This is a genomic window from Paenibacillus ilasis, from assembly GCF_043195395.1.
Classification (GTDB): Bacteria; Bacillota; Bacilli; order Paenibacillales; family Paenibacillaceae; genus Paenibacillus_AQ; species Paenibacillus_AQ lautus.
The window spans coordinates 2,831,683-2,850,089 of sequence record NZ_JBHDJG010000001.1 but is presented as its reverse complement, the minus strand read 5'-3'; the positions used below and the strand labels follow the sequence as shown (position 1 = coordinate 2,850,089).

18 protein-coding genes are annotated in these 18,407 nt (G+C 47.7%); 14 read left to right on the top strand and 4 right to left on the bottom strand.

All coding sequences use genetic code 11. The features are described from left to right. The first annotated feature begins 30 nt into the window (after positions 1–30). From ACETK5_RS13000 to ACETK5_RS12975, 6 genes are all read left to right on the top strand, one after another. Positions 31–1,404 (top strand): hypothetical protein, encoded by a 1,374-nt coding sequence (locus tag ACETK5_RS13000; RefSeq protein ID WP_394056040.1) that lies wholly within the window; start codon positions 31–33, stop codon positions 1,402–1,404. Between the two features lie 287 nt (positions 1,405–1,691). Then, the gene (locus ACETK5_RS12995; RefSeq protein WP_394056038.1) at positions 1,692–2,234 is read left to right on the top strand and encodes a MarR family winged helix-turn-helix transcriptional regulator; all 543 of its coding nucleotides are present in this window, start codon (positions 1,692–1,694) and stop codon (positions 2,232–2,234) included. A gap of 26 nt (positions 2,235–2,260) precedes the next feature. After that, positions 2,261–3,715 carry an aryl-sulfate sulfotransferase gene (locus tag ACETK5_RS12990; RefSeq protein ID WP_394056037.1) on the top strand — a complete coding sequence of 485 codons (1,455 nt, stop codon included), beginning with the start codon at positions 2,261–2,263 and terminating at the stop codon, positions 3,713–3,715. A gap of 52 nt (positions 3,716–3,767) precedes the next feature. Then, positions 3,768–4,721: an ABC transporter substrate-binding protein gene (locus ACETK5_RS12985; protein ID WP_394056035.1), complete on the top strand. Its 954-nt coding sequence runs from the start codon at positions 3,768–3,770 to the stop codon at positions 4,719–4,721. Between the two features lie 13 nt (positions 4,722–4,734). Further along, positions 4,735–5,514, top strand: coding sequence for an ABC transporter ATP-binding protein (locus tag ACETK5_RS12980; RefSeq protein WP_394056033.1), 780 nt, complete (start codon positions 4,735–4,737; stop codon positions 5,512–5,514). 11 nt (positions 5,515–5,525) lie between these two features. After that, on the top strand, positions 5,526–6,302 hold the full coding sequence (locus ACETK5_RS12975; RefSeq protein WP_326114996.1) for an ABC transporter permease: 777 nt from the start codon (positions 5,526–5,528) through the stop codon (positions 6,300–6,302). A gap of 69 nt (positions 6,303–6,371) precedes the next feature. On the opposite strand, the gene ACETK5_RS12970 is transcribed toward ACETK5_RS12975, so the two are convergent. After that, positions 6,372–6,926, bottom strand: coding sequence for a helix-turn-helix domain-containing protein (locus ACETK5_RS12970; RefSeq protein WP_394056030.1), 555 nt, complete (start codon positions 6,924–6,926; stop codon positions 6,372–6,374). Positions 6,927–7,049: 123 nt separating this feature from the next. On the opposite strand from ACETK5_RS12970, the gene ACETK5_RS12965 reads away from it, so the two are divergent. Further along, positions 7,050–7,637: a LysE family transporter gene (locus ACETK5_RS12965; RefSeq protein WP_394056029.1), complete on the top strand. Its 588-nt coding sequence runs from the start codon at positions 7,050–7,052 to the stop codon at positions 7,635–7,637. Positions 7,638–7,721: 84 nt separating this feature from the next. Here ACETK5_RS12965 and ACETK5_RS12960 read toward each other — a convergent pair whose 3' ends face one another. Continuing rightward, positions 7,722–8,654 (bottom strand): L-lactate dehydrogenase, encoded by a 933-nt coding sequence (locus tag ACETK5_RS12960; RefSeq protein ID WP_326114992.1) that lies wholly within the window; start codon positions 8,652–8,654, stop codon positions 7,722–7,724. Between the two features lie 164 nt (positions 8,655–8,818). After that, entirely contained in the window at positions 8,819–9,433 is a 615-nt protein-coding gene (locus ACETK5_RS12955) for a thioredoxin family protein (RefSeq protein WP_326114991.1), read from the bottom strand. 248 nt (positions 9,434–9,681) lie between these two features. Between ACETK5_RS12955 and pdxR the strand changes: the two genes are divergently transcribed. From pdxR to csaA, 3 genes are all read left to right on the top strand, one after another. Further along, on the top strand, positions 9,682–11,103 hold the full coding sequence (pdxR, locus tag ACETK5_RS12950) for a MocR-like pyridoxine biosynthesis transcription factor PdxR (RefSeq protein ID WP_394056026.1): 1,422 nt from the start codon (positions 9,682–9,684) through the stop codon (positions 11,101–11,103). A gap of 105 nt (positions 11,104–11,208) precedes the next feature. After that, a complete protein-coding gene (locus ACETK5_RS12945) occupies positions 11,209–12,081 on the top strand; it encodes an arylamine N-acetyltransferase family protein (protein ID WP_394056024.1) in 873 nt (290 codons plus the stop codon). Positions 12,082–12,258: 177 nt separating this feature from the next. Then, on the top strand, positions 12,259–12,588 hold the full coding sequence (csaA, locus tag ACETK5_RS12940; protein WP_100537005.1) for a chaperone CsaA: 330 nt from the start codon (positions 12,259–12,261) through the stop codon (positions 12,586–12,588). A gap of 43 nt (positions 12,589–12,631) precedes the next feature. Here the strand turns inward: csaA and ACETK5_RS12935 are convergent, their stop codons facing one another. Next, on the bottom strand, positions 12,632–13,996 hold the full coding sequence (locus ACETK5_RS12935) for an aminotransferase-like domain-containing protein (RefSeq protein WP_394056022.1): 1,365 nt from the start codon (positions 13,994–13,996) through the stop codon (positions 12,632–12,634). Between the two features lie 338 nt (positions 13,997–14,334). Here ACETK5_RS12935 and ACETK5_RS12930 point away from each other — a divergent pair, with 338 nt between their 5' ends. The 4 genes from ACETK5_RS12930 (at position 14,335) to ACETK5_RS12915 (ending at position 18,014) form a co-directional block, all read left to right on the top strand. Next, positions 14,335–16,377 carry a penicillin-binding transpeptidase domain-containing protein gene (locus ACETK5_RS12930; RefSeq protein ID WP_394056021.1) on the top strand — a complete coding sequence of 681 codons (2,043 nt, stop codon included), beginning with the start codon at positions 14,335–14,337 and terminating at the stop codon, positions 16,375–16,377. A 77-nt stretch (positions 16,378–16,454) separates the two neighbouring features. After that, positions 16,455–16,847: a VOC family protein gene (locus ACETK5_RS12925; protein ID WP_100537008.1), complete on the top strand. Its 393-nt coding sequence runs from the start codon at positions 16,455–16,457 to the stop codon at positions 16,845–16,847. A 9-nt stretch (positions 16,848–16,856) separates the two neighbouring features. Beyond that, positions 16,857–17,285 (top strand): GNAT family N-acetyltransferase, encoded by a 429-nt coding sequence (locus tag ACETK5_RS12920; RefSeq protein ID WP_326120641.1) that lies wholly within the window; start codon positions 16,857–16,859, stop codon positions 17,283–17,285. A gap of 132 nt (positions 17,286–17,417) precedes the next feature. Then, complete coding sequence (locus ACETK5_RS12915; protein ID WP_326120640.1) at positions 17,418–18,014, top strand: AAA family ATPase; 597 nt, start codon at positions 17,418–17,420, stop codon at positions 18,012–18,014. The last annotated feature ends 393 nt before the right edge of the window (positions 18,015–18,407 follow it).

The following is an 18,407-nucleotide window of genomic DNA, read 5'->3' as shown; positions in this document are numbered from 1 at the left end:
TATCTGAAGTATCAGATGATTCAAGAGAGGATGTTGGCCTTGCAAGCAGTTTCTCATGTTCTCGATCAAGGGTGGATTGCCTACACATCGAATCGCGGCGGACCGTTCGACATTTGGCTGTACCGACCGCAGGACGGACTTCATGTTCAACTTACTCGGGGACTTGGCGCGGAATTTTCCGTTCCCTATTGGTCGCCCGACAGCAGGAGGATCGCATTTATCGGAATTGGAAATGTGGTCTACTTGCTGAGTATCGCCACGCGTACTGTAGCCAGGATTGACCAAATCGCCCCCTTCACGCTGTTGGACTGGTCTCCTGACAACCGGTCTCTGGTGTATGTTAAAAACGACCGCATCGTCGTTTATGATACGATCACGCATCGGAGCTATACCTTCTCAGAGCCAGGAGCTAGTGATGTCCAATGGTTCCCTTCGGGTACGGAGCTTCTTTTTGCGGCTCCCGATGCCAGCGGCATCACGCAGCTCTTCCGCATGCGAACCGATGGCACGAACCGGAGACAAATCACGCAAAATACGAACGGACCGCTCCACGACGTTCGGATATCCCCGGACGGAACCTTCGCACTGTATACATTCCCTGGTGCAAGCATCTCCATAATTTCAACTGTGGATTTGGCAACGGGTACCATCTATACGCTGGAAGGCGGACCGCTCGCCAAAAACTATTTTCCGTCATGGTCCCCGGACTCCCAGAGCATCGCCTACAGCGCAACCGCTTATGAAGAGCCTAATTATTATTCTCTTATCCAGATCGACAGCCGCACCGGTCAGAATCAACGAACGATAGCGGTATCCGACTGTTTTGCCACTCCCGTAGGGTGGTCCCCGGACGGTATGAAAATCGCGTATTTATCGGGATGCGCAGGTGTAGAAAGCGCAAGTCAGCTCTGGATTGTGGATCTCAGGGATCAGGTGCCGATGAACGTTGTCAGTGGCGGCTGGATTACAGCTTTGCAGTGGTCTCACAGAGCCAGAAGGATTTCGGAAAACATCTTCACCAGCTTTGTGTACCGGGTATCCTTTCCATATCCCGCAAGCTGGCGTCGGGTCAGTGAAGAGAGATACGAGGGGGCCGACGGTTTTTTTCAGGTATCTGCCATTTCATCGAGTGAAGGTATTACCGAAGTGTGCCACTCTGAAGCCTTTCACCCATTGATGCCTTACGGCTCATCACCAAGAATTGTTCCTGTGAAGATACAAAATCAAGAAGCGTGTTTCATTTTTCCGTCAGCCGACCAACCAGCGGAGATGAATAAGCAGTCCGCCCTGATCGTAAGATACCCACGCCCTGTCCAAATTGGGGAAACGTTCTACAATTATTTTATCTTGTTCGCTGACGTCAACCATATCCGTCAAATTGGTGCGCGGTTGTCGTTCATTTAGTTAACTATTCATTTCTTTCGAACCATGTAGAATAAATCCTACTTGACAGGTGGTATTAATTGGTTTAATCTAGCCACAGGCATTTCCCTTCAATGATCATTAAATGATCATTCATTATCTTAGCATTGAACGATACGGTCAGCCGATTGGTCCACCAAAGGCTCCTGTTTACTCGTTTTGTCGTTAGTACGACAAAAGGGGTAGATGGGGGTCTTTCTGTATTTCAAGAGTTAGCTGCGGGAGATAAGGACTGCATATGGAGGTTTATGACCCGAGAGAGGAGCGACATGGAAGAGAAGGATTGGGATTTATTGGAGGAGGCTGATTGGCATTTTCGTAAAGTGGTACGCAGGTTTGTCAAAGAGCGTGACAAAATCTCGGTAGAAGGCATCTCACTGCCAGGCTTGTTGATTCTCAACACGATATTCCGGAATGGCGAGCAAAGGCTTGGCGAGCTGGCGGAACAGCTCGATTTCACATCTGGAGCGGTAACGGCGATATGCGACAAGCTGGAGACTTCCGGATTCGCGATCAGAAGGCGAAGCAAGACAGACCGGAGAGCGATTGCCTTAGACATTACAGAAGCAGGAAGACAGATGCTGCAGCGTAACGAAAATGTTGGCGGGTACATGATTGAGCTGATCTTCGGCGCATTCTCGCACGAGGAGCTCAGGGAACAGATTCATTATTTTAAACGGCTCCATGAACATCTTGAGGGTTTCTCGGATTCCGTGCAGCGACAGTGCGCATTATCCACCGAACCCAACGAAGGAAATGTTCAAGGTCATCGCGGCGCCTTGAAACGTTCGAATGCATTTATTTCTTACTAAATTCAAATTTGAAAGGAAGTTGTGACATGGGACATCCGACGATTTATCCAACAGGTACAACGGTATATAACCCAAAGAAGGCTTGGAGCGGTTACACGATTTATCAAGCAGCGGATACAGGGGCTCTCCTCATCGATATGAATGGGAAAGAGGTTCATTTGTGGAAAGGACTTCGAGGTTTTCCCAACAAGCTGTTTCCGGGTGGTTACGTGCTTGGCAGCACGTCAGAGCGCGATCCGAAATACGGGTTTCAGGATGAGACCAATCTGGTGCAGGTCGACTGGGACGGTAATATCGTCTGGAAATTTGACCGTTATGAATACATAGAGGATCCGGGGCATCCGCCGCAGTGGATGGCACGCCAGCATCATGACTATCAGCGGGAAGGCAATCCCGTCGGTTATTATGTTCCAGGGCAAGATCCGAAAGTCGATTCGGGCCATACGCTCATTCTGGCCCACAAAAATGTGAAACGTCCCGAAATATCCGACATTGAGCTATTGGACGACACGATGATCGAAGTGGATTGGGAAGGGAATGTCGTGTGGGAGTGGGCCGTCAGCGATCACTTTGATGAACTCGGATTTGATGAGGATGCGAAGCACGCATTATCCCGCGATCCGAATACGCGCGGCTTTGGCGCTCATGCGGGCGATTGGATGCACATTAATTCGGCATCGGTGCTCGGGCCTAACCGATTCTATGATGCGGGGGACGAACGCTTCCATCCCGATAATATAATCTGGGATGCTAGGGAAACGAATATTATTGCCATCATTGATAAAAAAACCGGGGATATCGTCTGGAAGCTTGGCCCCGATTATTCCACGGAGGAAACAAAGCATATCGGCTGGATTATCGGTCAGCATCATGCTCATCTCATTCCACAGGGCCTTCCGGGCGAAGGTAACATTCTCATCTTTGATAACGGTGGCTGGGGCGGTTACGGAAAGCCGAATCCGGAAGCGGGAGACGGCCTGAAAATAGCCCGGCGTGACCATTCGCGCATTCTGGAAATCAACCCCGTTACTTTTGAGATTGAATGGCAATATACGCCGACGGAAGCCGGATTCCAGGCTCCGCTTGACTCATACCGTTTTTACAGTCCATATATCAGCTCGGCTCAGCGGCTCCCCAATGGCAACACCTTGATCACCGAGGGGGCTGACGGGCGAATATTCGAAGTGACACGAGAATTCGAGCTGGTGTGGGAATATATTTCGCCTTATAAAAACACCCGCAACTCCAATATGGTCTATCGCGCATACCGGGTTCCGTATGAATGGGTACCTCAGCTTGAGTTGCCTGTTGAGACGGAGATTGCTCCGCTTGATGTTGCCGATTTCCGCCTGCCGGGGGCCGCACAAAGAGGTGCCGTTACGAGCGTGGAAGTAGAAGGCACGATCTCGTATGGAGAGGGAGCGCTTTGCGTGGCCAGAACGGATGAACTCGTGCAAAAAGGAAGGGATCGCAATGAGTAGAAACCAATCTTTGAAGCAATGGAGTTTTCGGTTTCTGTCAATGATTCTCACCATGAGTATGCTAAGCGGGTGTGGAAATGCTTCGGGCGAGCAGCAGGGGAATCGGCTCAAATTGAAAATCGCGGATATTTCCACCAATACCGTGTTTCGTGTGGCTAAAAGCAAAGGGTTCTTTGACAAACACGGAATTGATGCCGAATTGGTAAACTTCGCTACGCCGGCTGAAGGCGTGAACTCCTTATTCATTAAACAGGCAGACGTTGCATTCGGTGCGGACTTCCCGCTCCTGAACGCTGTCAGCAAAGGCGATTACTCCATCTTCGCTTCATCAGGAACAGCAACGGATGTAAGTGCGAGCGAATGGAAGCTGTTCGTCCGTAAAGAAATTGGGAGCGCTGCTGATCTCAAGGGTAAAAAGTTAAGTTTCTCAAGAGGCACTTTCATCCCTTATCTATGGGATGTTTATTTGGCCGAAAACGGAGTTGCGTTGTCGGATGTGGAACTGATCGGACAGGGAGGTTTCGACGAGGCGTTTGTGGCCCTCAAAAAAGGCGATATTGACGCCGCCTGGGTATATGGGGCAGTGCTGAACGAGAAGTTCGGAACGCTTACCGAAGCTAAAGAACTGTCGGATATGTCCAAGACACCGGTAAGGCTGGGTACTGGATTGATCGCTTCGAATGAATTGATCAACAGCAACAAGAAAGGTTTCGTAGCGCTTCTGAAAGCGCTGGATGAAGCGTCAGCCTATGCCCAGGCGCATCCGGAGGAAACGGCGGACCTAATGTATGAAGAAGTCAAGCAGCCGAGAGAAGCGACCCTAAAGGATCTGCCGAAGAATCCATGGAACATAGGTTTTACGGATAAAGCCTACGAAGGATTACAGGGACAGAAGAAATATATGGTGGATAACGGTATCATCGAGAAGGATTTCGAACTGAATGAGAAATTGAATCTAGATTTGGTAAGAGAAGCATTCCCGGATCGAGTCATTGAATTGAAGTGAGGAGATGAAGATGATGAGAGCAGCGTCAAGGCAGAATGAAATCCATATTGAACAGTTGCATAAAAGCTACACACAGCAACCCTCGGCAGGTGACTTGCACTATATTATCCAAGACGTCAATCTGGCGGTAAAAGGCGGCGAGTTCTTTGTTCTTCTGGGTCCAAGCGGGTGCGGGAAGTCGACGCTGCTTAGTCTGATCGCCGGCTTTGTATCCAAGACATCGGGGCAGGTGAGAGTAGGCGAGAAGGAGGTGGACCGTCCGGGCCAGGATCGCGCCGTTGTCTTCCAGCAAGCGGATTCCTCCCTGTTCCCATGGCTGACCGTAAGAGAAAATGTGGAATTTGGACTTCGCATGAAACGCATACCTGCCGCGAAGCGAAAGGACATATCCAACCAGTTTATTTCACTAGTGGGTCTTGCGGGGCATGAAAGCAAATATCCACGCGAACTCTCAGGCGGCATGAAACAACGGGTACAACTGGCAAGGGTATTGTCCAATGATCCCGCGATATTGCTCATGGATGAACCGTTCGGCGCATTGGATGCGATGACAAGGCGGACCATGCAAAGGGAGTTGGTGCGCATATGGCAGGACACCGACAAAACCGTCATCTTCGTGACGCACGATATTCAGGAAGCCCTTCTACTGGGAGGACGCATCGGCATCATGTCAGCGGGACCATCCTCGAAAATAACGGATATCTACGAGGTGCCTCTCGCTTACCCGAGAGATTTAACAGATCCGGCTTTTCATGCGCTGTATTACCAAATCCAATCGCACTTTGACGAGTAGGGAGGAGACCCATGAGCGAGAAAATGAAGAAATGGTCGCTTCATATCCTGCTGTGGATTGCCGGCCTTGGCGTCTGGCAGTTGCTTTCCCTTGCGTATGGGCCTGAAATACTGCCGGGCCCTATCTATACCGCCAAGGGCGGATATGAATTGTTGACGGACGGTACCTTGATTCAGTATATCGGGATCAGTTCATACCGGGTGCTGCTCGGCTGGACCCTTGGCAGTCTGATTGCGATACCGGTCGGACTCATCATCGGAAAGGTCGGGCCGATTCGAGCTTTCGCCGAACCTTTCCTAAATTTCATCCGGTTCATCCCGCCAATTGCCTTCATCACCTTGTTTCTGGTCTGGTTCGGCATCGGGGAAACATCGAAAGTGATGCTTATTCTGTATGCAACCTTCTTCATTGTGGTATTAAATACGTTGACAGGTGTCCTATCCGTAGAAGAGGATAAGATTCGCTCCGCCCGCAGCATGGGGGCATCCGAGTGGCAGATTGTGCAGCATGTCATCATTCCGGCAACGGTTCCTTTTATGTTCACCGGCATTCGGCTGGCCATGGGAACCTCGTTCATGGCGATTATCGGGGCAGAAATGATTGCATCCAATGAAGGCGTGGGGTATCTGATCTGGAATTCACGTTTGTTCTTCCGCACAGATTGGATTTTTGTCGGATTGATTTGTCTGGGATTGATGGGGTTCATAACGGACCGTGTCGTGGGTCTGCTCGGGCGCAAGCTGTTGTCCCGTTACGGGGTGGTTAGTACGAATTCACTGCGTCGTTAAACGTGGAGCAATATACGAAGCAGCAGTTCCCTCTTATGGAGGGGGCTGCTGCTTTTTTAAATCTCCTGGTTATTTGGAATAATGGATCACCATGCTTAACCTGTTTATGGAGGCGCCGGAGTTATGGTAAACATGAGGTTTATCGGCCTTAAACCGAATGGATTTACCTGGAGTCACCGTATATTCCTCGTTATCGACACGAATGGTAAGCTCACCTTCGAAAACAGTAATAAACTCTTCCGTCCCCTCGATGTGAGCCTCTGCACTTAAATAACCGCCAGGCTCCATTTCTAATGAATACATCTCGAAGCGTCGTCCGTCCTCATAGGGGAAATAAGGATAAATCCGAATTTTTCCGTTATCCTCCACCAGCGCTTGGATCTCTTCTTGAGATACCACGACCGTTTCAGAATGAGGCTCATTGATCAATGACGTAAAAGAAAGCTTTAATCCGTTCGCGATTTTCCATACGGTTGTTATGGAGGGGCTCGATTCTCCGCGTTCGATCTGCCCCAGCATCGTCTTGCTGATTCCAGTCATCTCCGCGACTTTATCTAGGCTTAGCTTCCTTTGCTCCCTTAGCAGCTTCAAGTTATTCGCCAATATTAGATTGATAGGCTTCAAGGTATCATCGACCTCCATATTGCACATATTGTGCGTTATGACATACATAATGTATAATTATAACAAATGAACGCTATAACGTACAATTTTGTTCATTATAACACACAAGAAAGGAGGGGGAGCATGTTGATCGTTCCGCTGTTGACCTATGCGATTGTCGCTTCATTTACGCCCGGCCCCAACAACATCATCTCGATGACTAATGGACGGAGTCACGGATTTAAAAAAACGCTGCGCTTTATCGGAGGTGTAGCGGCTGGATGCTTGGTCATTATGCTGTTGGCCAGCTATTTCAATCTGGTATTATCCCCATTCATCCCGAAGATCAGGTTTGTTATGAATATCATCGGTTGCCTGTACCTGATCTATCTGGCCATTAAAATCATGCAGAGCAAGCCGCATCGTGCAGATGATAAGGCGCGTGGATTCAATACCTTTTCCTTCGGGTTCATCTTTCAGTTCATGAATCCGAAGGTTATTTTATACGGGATTACGGCCATATCGACCTTCGTAATGCCGATCTCTACATCCCATGCGCAGTTGTTATCATACTCGTTCTTGCTCACGATCATCGGCATTTGTGCCAATATGACCTGGGCGTTGTTCGGCTCGCTGTTCCAGCATCTGTTGTCCCGGTATGAGCGCCTGTTTAATATATCGATGGGATTGCTTCTGCTTTACAGTGCAATTTCTATTTATACCGCCGACTGATATGCCCTTCTTCGCGCGTCATCGACGCCCTAGCCAAAAGAATAAGGCTTCCCGGATCGCTCATCCGGAAAGCCTTGCCTTGTTTTATTCGTAAATTTTGGAAATCTGCTCTTTCAGTTTGTTGGAGGATGCATGGAATTGGGTTAGTTCCTCGTCATTAAATTCGAGATTCAGAATTTCACGAACCCCTGTACGATCAACCACACATGGTACGCCTAAGTACACATCGGACACACCGTGGTAGTCCGTGAGCAGGGTGGATACATTGAGAACGGAACCTTCGTTTTGCAAAATGGAGACGATGATCCGATCAAGCGCCAATGCGATCGCATAGGAAGTGGAGCCCTTGGCGTTAATGATTTCATAAGCCGCATTCTTGGTGCGGTCGAAAATATCCTCTTTTTCGCCGTCTGTCAGATCGATCCCGATCCCTGCGATGTTGGCAATGCTCCAAAGCGGCAGCTCGGAATCGCCGTGTTCTCCGACAATATGGGCGTGAATGCTGCGCGGATTAATGCCTTTGTTTTGTCCGATCAAATACCGGAAACGGGCGCTATCCAGCAAGGTACCGGAACCGATTACGCGATTGACCGGGAAGCCGCTCTTCTTCAAGGTGACGTAAGACAGAATATCAACCGGATTCGTGGCCACGAGAATGATGCCGTGATCATTGTATTTCACGATGTTCTGGATAATTTCGTCAAATATCGCCGTATTTCGCTTCAATAAGTCAATTCGCGTCTCGCCAGGTCTTTGGTTGGAGCCTGCGGCAATGACAATGATGTCTGCATCCTTGCAATCGCTGTAATCTCCAGCCCAAAGCTTCACGCCTCCGGCAAAAGGGAGGCCATGATTCATATCCAAGGCTTCGCCAAGAGCTTTGTCATGGTTCGCATCGATTAATACCAGTTCAGATACTCTCTCACGTAAAAATAAGGTGTACGCAGTCGTTGCTCCTACAGCTCCTGTACCAATGACCACCACGCGGGACGGACGCTGAACTTCATTTTTTGTCATAAGTGTTTCTCTCCTTGTACTGAGTTAATGAAATCTGGTGAATGGTTATACCTCTATTTTACTTACCCTCATAAGCCGCTGCTCGAACAGTGACTCCCTCAGGCATCTTCGATAGTAATGATAACATATTCAGGAAGATTTAAGCAGCGGGAGTGTGATTTATTTCATACAGTAATAGAAGTAAATAGTTGCCTTGTTTCCTGAATCATGACTCTCTGATATTCATTACCGTCATGGTAGAGCTCGCCAATCTTCTTGTACGTTTGGTCCAGTTGTTCTTGATATCCTGCAGCTTGTTTATCGGGGTGGTTCCTTTTGAACTCGTCCATGACGTTTTGGATGTATGCCGGTCGAGCGCCCCAAGTTCCGAATACTTCTCCGGTGCTAGCATGGAGGAAGACTGCAATCGGCTGTGCGCGTCCGCCATCCGTGAGAAAAAGATCCATTGTCTCCATATGATCTTCCATGATGAGCACTTCGGTCGGAATACGGCTATATTCCAATATTCTAAATAGTACAGGAACATTCCATATGACATCCGGACACCAATCCGTACAGAGAATAAGGCAGTGCAGTTGCTTGAATATGTGCAGCTCAGAAGTGAAGAATCGCTCAGCCTCTTCGTTCTCCCATTGGAAGCGATCATAGACTTGTCGACATAATTCCTTGGTGTTTGGGATGCAACTCAATTTCATTTCTCGAATCTTCATATTCTCCATAAATTGGTGAGGCGTTAAACCCTGGCCGATTTTGTGATGGAGACGGATGGAATGAGTCATGGGATCATACGTCCTTTCGTAACAGATTCATATGGATATACATCCAAGCTATCGTTAGCGTAAAATAAAACTGACCATACCGAAATGGTCAGTTTTTATCTGTTTATGAAAGTCAGATATTATAAAAGTGGTATTATCGAAAGAAATGTTTCGTGACTAGGGATGCGCATAACGTGGACCGGATTTATTGTATAATCTAGTAAAAGTATCTCCTATTTAGCTATAAAGAATGCCTGAGGTGGTCCAAATTGTTTGATATTCTTTTACCCGAGCAAAGCGAGTTCCCGTTATACCAGCAGTTATATCTTCAAATTCGTGAGGGTATCCGTAATGGCACCATTCCCGACGGACAACGATTGCCTTCCGTTCGTTCTCTTCAGCTTCAACTCAATATAAGCAAAACGCCGATAGAAACAGCTTATCAAATGTTAACGTCAGAAGGGTATGTGACCAGCAAGCCGAGGTCAGGGCTATATGTCATGAACCCATATCAGGAACTATCACACCACCATCAACAGCAGATTCCCCCTATAACCACGATGTCTGTCATGCATTCCTATGGGCGCTTGAATCCAGGTTTTATTGACTTTAATCCCACTCGATTAGATCAAGCGTCTTTTCCGCTGCGAACCTGGAATAAAATGTTGAAGGAAGCGCTGGAACAGCATGTGAGTGACATTGGAATGTATGGAGATCCGCAGGGTGAATACGGGCTTCGCACCATGGTTTCCGAATACTTGCGGAATTCCAGAGGGGTTAATTCAACACCTGAGCAAATTGTGATAGGTGCCGGAACGGCTTATAGCATGGGGCTACTTTCCAGAGTGCTGCAAGGGATTAAACATATCGCTGTTGAGGAACCGGGTTACAGCTTGGTACGAGATCAATTTCAGCTGAATGGCTGCCATTTACTTCCGATAACGCTTAATGATAAAGGAATCTCGCTTGACCAGCTGGAGCGCAGCCATGCCCAGCTTGTATATGTCACGCCCTCTCACCAATTCCCGACAGGAAGCATTATGCCATATCCGGAGCGGGAGCGATTACTGGAATGGGCCCATGCCAAAAACGCATACATTATCGAGGATGATTATGACGGCGAGTTTCGATACCAGGGGAAACCCATTCCTTCCTTGCAAGGATTGGATAACAACGGGCGGGTCATATATGCCGGCACGTTCTCGAAAGTATTGACTCCGACATTGCGAATGAACTATCTCGTTCTGCCGCCGGCGCTGCTGAATCAAATATCCCACATGCGTCAGGAAGTGTTCTTTGCCCCTTCACGCGTGGAACAGTGGGCAATGACTGCGTTTTTTGAACAGGGGCACTGGTACCGTCATATTCGTAAAGTGCGTAATCTGTACAGGAAGAGACATCATCAGTTCATCGGGTTGATCGAAGCTTATCTTGGCGGGTTTGTTGAAATTACGGGTCAGAATTCAGGACTCCACATTCAGCTGATCGTTAAAAAAGATGTGTCCTCGGAAGAATTGATTCAGGAGGCGGCGAAGGTCGGGGTTGTCGTATATGACCTGCGAAAAATGTGGATGAACCACCAGCAAGATGCTAACCAGTACCCGAGGTTATACATGGGATTTGCGGGCTTGAACGCAGTTGAAATGGAATCAGGAATACGGCTTCTGCAAAAGGCTTGGAACATGGGCTGAACACGGTTAATGTTTAACCTGTCTTTTATAAAACGTTGAAACTGACCATTTCATCAGGGTCAGTTTATTGTTTATGATAAAGCAAAAAAGTAGGAGTGTACACTTATGATCAGCCAAAGTGAGGTAAGGGCATATTTAGACCGTTTAGGCATCTCGGATATTCAGGCTCCGTCGAAGGAATATTTGTTCGAGCTGCATAAAGCACACGTGGCGCGAATACCTTGGCAGACCTTGGATATTTTTGCTGGGAAACCGACATCCATCGATATACAAGAATCGGTACAACTTATGATCCAGCATCGAAGCGGTTATTGTTTTCATCTAAATGGAGCCTTTACCGCGCTTCTTCGAGGCTTAGGTTATAAGGCATATTGGCATCAGGCAGGAGTCCAGCCCTTAGGACAAGAACCTCGGATTAACGGCTTCCATCTCGGGATAACCGTATGTCTATTGAATGAACATGGGGAAGAAGAGAGGTGGCTCGTAGATGTCGGTCTGGGCGATATGCCCTGGGAGCCGATCCCATTGAAATTCGGAGAATACCTACAGGGACCTTTTCAATATGTGCTTGAGCCGTCTCGCATAACGGATCGTGGCTGGAGGCTGATTCATGATCCCCATTATTCTTTTGTAGGCGTAGATTATGCTCCTGATGTGGTGAACAGCCTGGATATGTTTAAATCAAATCATGCATTTTATAGCCGATCACCGGAATCTCCATGGATGGATCTGTTCATTATCAGGCAACGGCACGAGTTGGGTATGAATGAACTCAAAGGCTGCATATGGAGAAAGTGGAGCGGCAACGCCCTGGATAAGGTAGAGATTTCATCGAAGTCGGAATGGTTTGAGATCCTGGCGGACATATTTAATGAGCCGCTCGTCAACTATTCCACATTCGAACGGGACCTGATATGGGAGAAGGTATATAGGCAGCATCAGAATTGGAAGAAGCTTATGGAGAATGAGTCAATATAGAAGGCGTCGAATGCTTTACCTCCATTTGGTTCTCGAGCTGATCCCCAGCGGTATAGAACACGCTAAACCAATCTGTCACTTGAATTCCCGAAAACGCAGGTGATAAGATGAAACATAAAATTTGTGTTGTGAAGCATCATTAATTGCTACATAACCTAGCTGTAAGGAGATATAGTCATGGCAACCATCGATGATTTGACCAAGCTGGATATTCGGATCGGGACGATCGTGGAGGCAGAGCCTTTCCCGGAAGCACGCGTTCCGGCTATCAAAATGAAGATTGATTTCGGCCCGCTCGGGATCAAACGCACAAGTGCCCAGATTACGAATCGATATGATGCGAACACCCTCGTAGGGAATCAAGTGGTAGCTATCGTCAATTTTCCGCCGAGACGCATAGCTGGCTATCAATCCGAAGTGCTTGTGCTCGGCGGGGTACCGGAGCCAGGAGACGTTGTGCTTCTGAAACCGGATGTCGATCTGCCAAATGGAACGCCCATCGCTTAAACCTATTTCATCGGTCGGTCCGGTCGCCTTCGACCTGGTCCGACTAGATGAACCTCACCTCGCTACGCCTTTTCAACAATTCCGCGGCTCCTTCCGCAATTTTCTGAACACCGACTTCGATTAGTTCCTCCTTCACTTGAGATACGCTCAGCCGTATCATGGATTCGTTCTTAAACTCAGGCAAGAACATGCTGCTGGCATCCTGAACATATACGTTCTCGTTCTCCAGATGGCTAACCAACTGATATGCTTTCAATGGCACCGGCAGCTGAATCGTGGAATAAAACCCGGATGGCGAACCCGTAAAGGATAAGAAGGGCGGCAGGTGAGTTTGGTAAGCCTGCTGGAGCAGAGCTCCTTTCTGACTATAGGTCTGCCGCATCCTCTGAATATGTGCACGGAACATCCCGTTCTTCAGATAAATTTCGAGTGCGCCTTGCATGAGCACGGGGCTATGTATGTCTGCAGCGTGCTTCGCCCGCTGGAACATTTCACTCATCTCTTCGGGGATCACGGCCAAGCCCAGCCTTAGTCCCGGGAGCAAGACTTTGGAAAAGCTCTTCGTGTAGATCACCCTGCCGGACGGATCGTAGGCAAACATCGGATCATGTTTTGAATCCCGATCCAAATCTCCCATATAGTCATCCTCGATGATATAAACATCATACTTCTGCGCCAGCTCTACAATCCTCTTCTTCTCCTCATTGGAATAGCTGTAGCCTGTAGGGTTATGGAACCTTGAGACCGTATAGAAAAACTTGATATCGCGAGTTTTAAAAATGTCCTCGAGCTGTCCAAAGTCGATTCCGTCGTTCGTAACCTCAATCCCGTATGTCACAGCTTGATGGATCTTGAGGGAGTCCATCATGCTAAAATGCGTGGGCTGCTCCACGCAAATATTGTTCTTTCCGTTAGGAAAAGGGAGGGAGACAAGCAGATGCAGCGCTTGCTGCGAACCGGATACAACATAGATCCTCTCAGGAATCGTGAAGACCTGCAAATCGAATAAATGTCGGGCTAACTCAACACGAAGTGACTTCAAACCCGGAATCTGGGAATAGGTGAACAACTCTTCCTTATATATTTCAATCGCTTGGTTCATGCAATGCTGAAAGTCTCGGTAGGGCATGACCGCTTTGTCAGGTCCCGCAGATCGGAAATCGATCACTTGGTCCGCGGGGTTCTGGCGGTTTGTGCGTACACTGCCCTCAACGATGTAGTAACCACTCTTGGGAACAGCGTAGATGATATGTCTCTTTTCCAATTCAGCATAAGCCCGTATGGCTGTATTTTTGCTGCAAGAATAGGATTCTGTCAAAGCACGGATGGATGGCAGCTTGCTGCCTGGTTTCAATAATCCATTCAGTATTTGGCATTCTATTGACTGTATAATGTCGGTGTATTTCATATCTCGTTATACCTCCAATCGATCTGTACGGGTACAGAGTCGGAAAACATGCATTCTCACAACGATACGCTATAAGTATACTCTACAATACAGCATGCTTCGGTTAGATATTATTTTTTTCTGGGTTGTTCTCCTTATTCCGCTTATGGAGGTCTCATTGTGGAGGTGGAGCTTGCTTGCCGTTTCGCTCATTGAAACCGGGATAACGATTCATCGGAGACGGCATGCCAAGTTGTTGATGCTGATTGGGATGGATTGTGTCCTGATCATGATACTTTTCATGGTTAGGAGAACGATGTAATGACGTCTAATGATATGGGGTTTGAGGAGTGGAATCGATGCATTTGAAGTGGGTATGGGTCTTCTTGTGCCTGAGTTTGGTGCTAATACATACGGGCTGTGACCGCAACCAAGAACCGGATCCGGAAGAGATTGCAAAACGGTATGTTGAATGGTGGGAGGAAGGCAGCTATGAATCGATGTACGATCTGCTGTCACACAAATCCAGACAGGAGATGACAAAGGAGGAATTTATAACACGATTTCAGACTATTTATGAAGGGATTGGAGCTGCAGACCTCACCATAACGCCTGACTTTACGGCTAAAGTAACTGAAGAAACAACGGATGAGCGAGTACTCTATCCATACCATATCCAATTGGAAACATCGGCAGGCCGGGTGCAGGCAAAAGGTTCGTTTGAGCTTTCAAAAGAGGACGATGAAACCGAGGGTAAGAGCCTGTCTTGGCGAATAGTGTGGCATCCATCCTTGATTTTACCAGCCATGAATGACGGGGATAAAGTGAACGTACAGACGTTGCCATCCAGCAGGGGGGAGATTTTGGATCGAAACGGTCACGGATTGGCCATTAATGGCACCATGGAGGTCATCGGTATCGTTCCGGGTAAGCTCGGTGACGATAGAGAACAGATCTTGCTTGAGTTGGCTGAGCGATTGGGAGTATCGACCGAGATTATAAAGCGAAAGCTTGATGCGGCGTGGGTGAAGGATGATCTGTTCGTACCCATCCTAAACCTGAATGCGCAGCAGAGCAGAATGGATTACAGTGATTTGGCAGGCGTAGTAAAGAAGAATGAACGTGCTCGAGTCTACCCTTACGGTGCTGCAGCAGCACATCTAACAGGCTACATCCGACAAGTGACGAAGGAGGATTTGACCAATGCGCCCGAAGCGCAGTATGGAACGAATGAACTTATCGGTAAATCAGGATCCGAGCAAGTATATAATGAGGTGCTGCGCGGCCGGGACGGTAAACGGATATCAATCGTGGATTCCTCGGGTAAGGTCAAAGATATCGTAGCCGAGAAGGAAGCCGTAGATGGTCAGGATATTCAGCTAACCATTGATGCTGAACTACAACAATCCATATTTGCTTCATTTCGTGAGGATGCAGGTACCGCAGCGGCCATCAACCCTAAGACCGGAGAAATTTTGGCATTGGTTAACAGCCCGTCCTATGATCCTAATGCTTTCATTGTTGGATTATCGACCGAGCAGTGGGATGAGTGGAACCATAATCCGGATAAGCCGCTATTGAATCGTTTTACTAAGCTGTATGCTCCGGGCTCGGTATTCAAACCGATCACGGCTGCGATTGGTCTGAAGCTTGGGGTCACTACCCCCGGAAAAGTAAGGGAGATCCACGGCTTGCGTTGGTCCAAAGATCCGAGCTGGGGAAATTATTACGTGACACGCGTGAAGGAAGTTCCTGTCCTGAATCTAAGAGATGCTCTTGTGTATTCAGATAACATCTATCTGGCGCAGGAAGCATTGGAGATTGGTGCGGATCCTTTTTTGAAGGAAGCTGTAAAGTTCGGCTTCGAAGAGGGACTGCCGCTTCAATTCCCTTTCCCGAAAGCAAGCCTAGCTAATGAGGGGATAAAAAGCGAAATTCAACTCGCGGATTCCGGATATGGTCAAGGGGAAGTGCTCATGAGTCCTCTGCATTTGGCACTAGCCTATACCCCCTTTATGAATGGCGGGAAACTGATTCAGCCTGTGCTGGATTCATCTGAGCAGGAGATCCGTCCTAGTGAGACGAAAGAGGTGTTGGATTCGCATACTGCCGAGATCATCAAGAGTATGCTCGTAGATGTGGTTCAGGATCCAAAAGGCAGCGGACACGGTGCTGATATTTCGGGCATTGAGCTTGCTGGCAAGACGGGAACCGCCGAACTCAAAATCAGCAAAGCCGAAAAAGGACAGGAGAACGGATGGTTCGTTGCGTTTGACACGACGGAGTCCAAGCTCCTGCTCGCGATGATGGTAGAGCATGTTGAAGGACGGGGAGGCAGCGGGTATGTCGTGAACAAAGTCGCGCCGATTTTGCAAAAATATTACGGGAACAAATCGCCTTGAGAATAAGCTCACGAAAAGCTCTTGTTAAGCGAATTGGACGGTTGTAATATGGAATAAAACTAGTCGGAGATGATCTTATGAACAAGATTCAATTCTCAGTCCAAGTTCGATTGGTATCCGATCTAACACGTTCCAAACAGTTCTATCAAGAAGTGCTGGGTTGTGAAGTGAATGACGTTTGGGCGGTCAGGGATGATTTTGCGCTCGGATTCAAACTGATTCAGGCAGAATCCCGCTCAGATGTCACGCCGAATCCAGTAGGCAAGGACCAAGTGACGAGATGGGATACCTATGCTTACGTGGATACACATCACGATTTAGATGCATTGTATGAGGAACTGACCTCCAGGGGGGCCGAAGTGGCACAGGAACCTGTATTTATGGAAGCGGACTGGGGCGTGTGGAAGGATTTTGCGATTCAAGATCCGGACGGCTACGTGATTGCATTCGGCTCCGGGAAAAAGAACTAGGTGGGTGCGATGACGGACATCGATATAATGCAGGTCCTTATTAGCAGCGATCCTTCCCTCTTGGATTTGGACGCCATTGTACAATTTTTGCGGGAAAGCTACTGGGCTAACGAGCGCTCGGACCAGAAAATCAAAAAATCGCTAGAAGGCTCTACGTGTTTCGGCGCATATTACAACAACCGACAGATCGGCTTTGCTCGCGTGGTGACGGATGGCGCAACGGTTTATTGGCTGTGCGATGTGTATGTGGATGAAGCTTATCGGGGGCTTGGAGTGGGGAAGAAATTAATCGAAACGATTACTACCCACGAGGATTACCGAAATGTATTCGGCATATTGTCTACGCGGGATGCCCATGGTCTGTATGAACCATACGGTTTTGTCCGTGATCACGGAAAAACGTTGACTCGAATACCGGACTTTCTAAGGAAAAATTAATTGAAAATAAATCGTATCCCGTGCTAACCAAGGCAAAGGAATCGGTGAATTTCCATTAATCCCTCGGATATGAGGACCGTATCATTAAAGGGCTTTATAAAAGCTTGCCCTGTTAAGAAGGGGGATTCATCTATGATTATATGGGTAAACGGCGCATTTGGTTCAGGGAAGACCCAGGCTGCGCATGAGCTTCAGCGAAGAATCCCGAACTCGTACGTGTACGATCCGGAGAATGCAGGTTACTTCATTCGCGATAATGTGCCGAGGGATGCGAAACGCGATGACTTTCAGCATTATCCAATGTGGAGGGAGTTTAATTACTCCATGTTTAAGTATTTGAACCAGGAATCCGATCAATTGATCATTGCGCCGATGACCATTACGAACGCGGAATATTTTGATCAAATCGTTGGTAATTTGAGACGTGATGGCGTGGTGGTACATCATTTTACGTTGTGTGCTTCCAAGGAAGTACTCCTGAGACGACTGCGCAGCAGAGGGGAAGGCCCGAACTCATGGGCCGCACAACAAATTGACCGGTGCATTAGCGGATTCTCGAATGAAGTGTTCCAGCATCATATCGACACGGATCACCTATCGATTGATGAAGTGGTAGAGAGTATCGCAGCATGGGCAAATGTGAAGTTATTGCCAGATCATCGCAGCTCAGCCAAGAAGAAACTCGATCGAATGAAAACCAAATTTGCGCACATCCGATTTTTTGGATAACAAGTGGAAAAGGTATATTCTAAAGTGCGTGGTGTAGAGTTTTAGCGATACCGGGAATATTAACAAAAGAAAAGACGATTTCTCTTATAGAGAAGTCGTCTTTTTGTGTGTTTAAGAAAACAAAAATCAAATCATTAAAATATTTTATATATAGCTAAATATTTTGCCTTGATGAAAAACGAGCCCTTCATGTACGTATATTATCAATAAAATCAAGGGGTAATGGAGAGCTCCATCAGAATTGGATGTTCGAATTCACAAAATTACATTGACAAATACCTAAAGATGGATTATTTTTTGTACATAGGAATTAAAGTTGCATTTGAGCAAAATAATTGGTTCGTGGCAGGACGGGGCTTGAGATTTTCCCGGGTTGTCTAAGGATTGAGTAAA

Coding starts and splice junctions, on each gene's coding strand:
- ACETK5_RS12920 (WP_326120641.1), top strand. CDS start 16,857: ATGACGGACATCGATATAATGCAGGTCCTTATTAGCAGCGATCCTTCC.
- ACETK5_RS12945 (WP_394056024.1), top strand. CDS start 11,209: ATGATCAGCCAAAGTGAGGTAAGGGCATATTTAGACCGTTTAGGCATC.
- ACETK5_RS12955 (WP_326114991.1), bottom strand. CDS start 9,433: ATGACTCATTCCATCCGTCTCCATCACAAAATCGGCCAGGGTTTAACG.
- ACETK5_RS12995 (WP_394056038.1), top strand. CDS start 1,692: ATGGAAGAGAAGGATTGGGATTTATTGGAGGAGGCTGATTGGCATTTT.
- ACETK5_RS12985 (WP_394056035.1), top strand. CDS start 3,768: ATGAGTATGCTAAGCGGGTGTGGAAATGCTTCGGGCGAGCAGCAGGGG.
- csaA (WP_100537005.1), top strand. CDS start 12,259: ATGGCAACCATCGATGATTTGACCAAGCTGGATATTCGGATCGGGACG.
- ACETK5_RS12935 (WP_394056022.1), bottom strand. CDS start 13,996: ATGAAATACACCGACATTATACAGTCAATAGAATGCCAAATACTGAAT.
- ACETK5_RS12925 (WP_100537008.1), top strand. CDS start 16,455: ATGAACAAGATTCAATTCTCAGTCCAAGTTCGATTGGTATCCGATCTA.
- ACETK5_RS12980 (WP_394056033.1), top strand. CDS start 4,735: ATGAGAGCAGCGTCAAGGCAGAATGAAATCCATATTGAACAGTTGCAT.
- ACETK5_RS12960 (WP_326114992.1), bottom strand. CDS start 8,654: ATGACAAAAAATGAAGTTCAGCGTCCGTCCCGCGTGGTGGTCATTGGT.
- ACETK5_RS12990 (WP_394056037.1), top strand. CDS start 2,261: ATGGGACATCCGACGATTTATCCAACAGGTACAACGGTATATAACCCA.
- ACETK5_RS13000 (WP_394056040.1), top strand. CDS start 31: ATGTTGGCCTTGCAAGCAGTTTCTCATGTTCTCGATCAAGGGTGGATT.
- ACETK5_RS12965 (WP_394056029.1), top strand. CDS start 7,050: ATGTTGATCGTTCCGCTGTTGACCTATGCGATTGTCGCTTCATTTACG.
- ACETK5_RS12915 (WP_326120640.1), top strand. CDS start 17,418: ATGATTATATGGGTAAACGGCGCATTTGGTTCAGGGAAGACCCAGGCT.
- ACETK5_RS12975 (WP_326114996.1), top strand. CDS start 5,526: ATGAGCGAGAAAATGAAGAAATGGTCGCTTCATATCCTGCTGTGGATT.
- ACETK5_RS12930 (WP_394056021.1), top strand. CDS start 14,335: ATGCATTTGAAGTGGGTATGGGTCTTCTTGTGCCTGAGTTTGGTGCTA.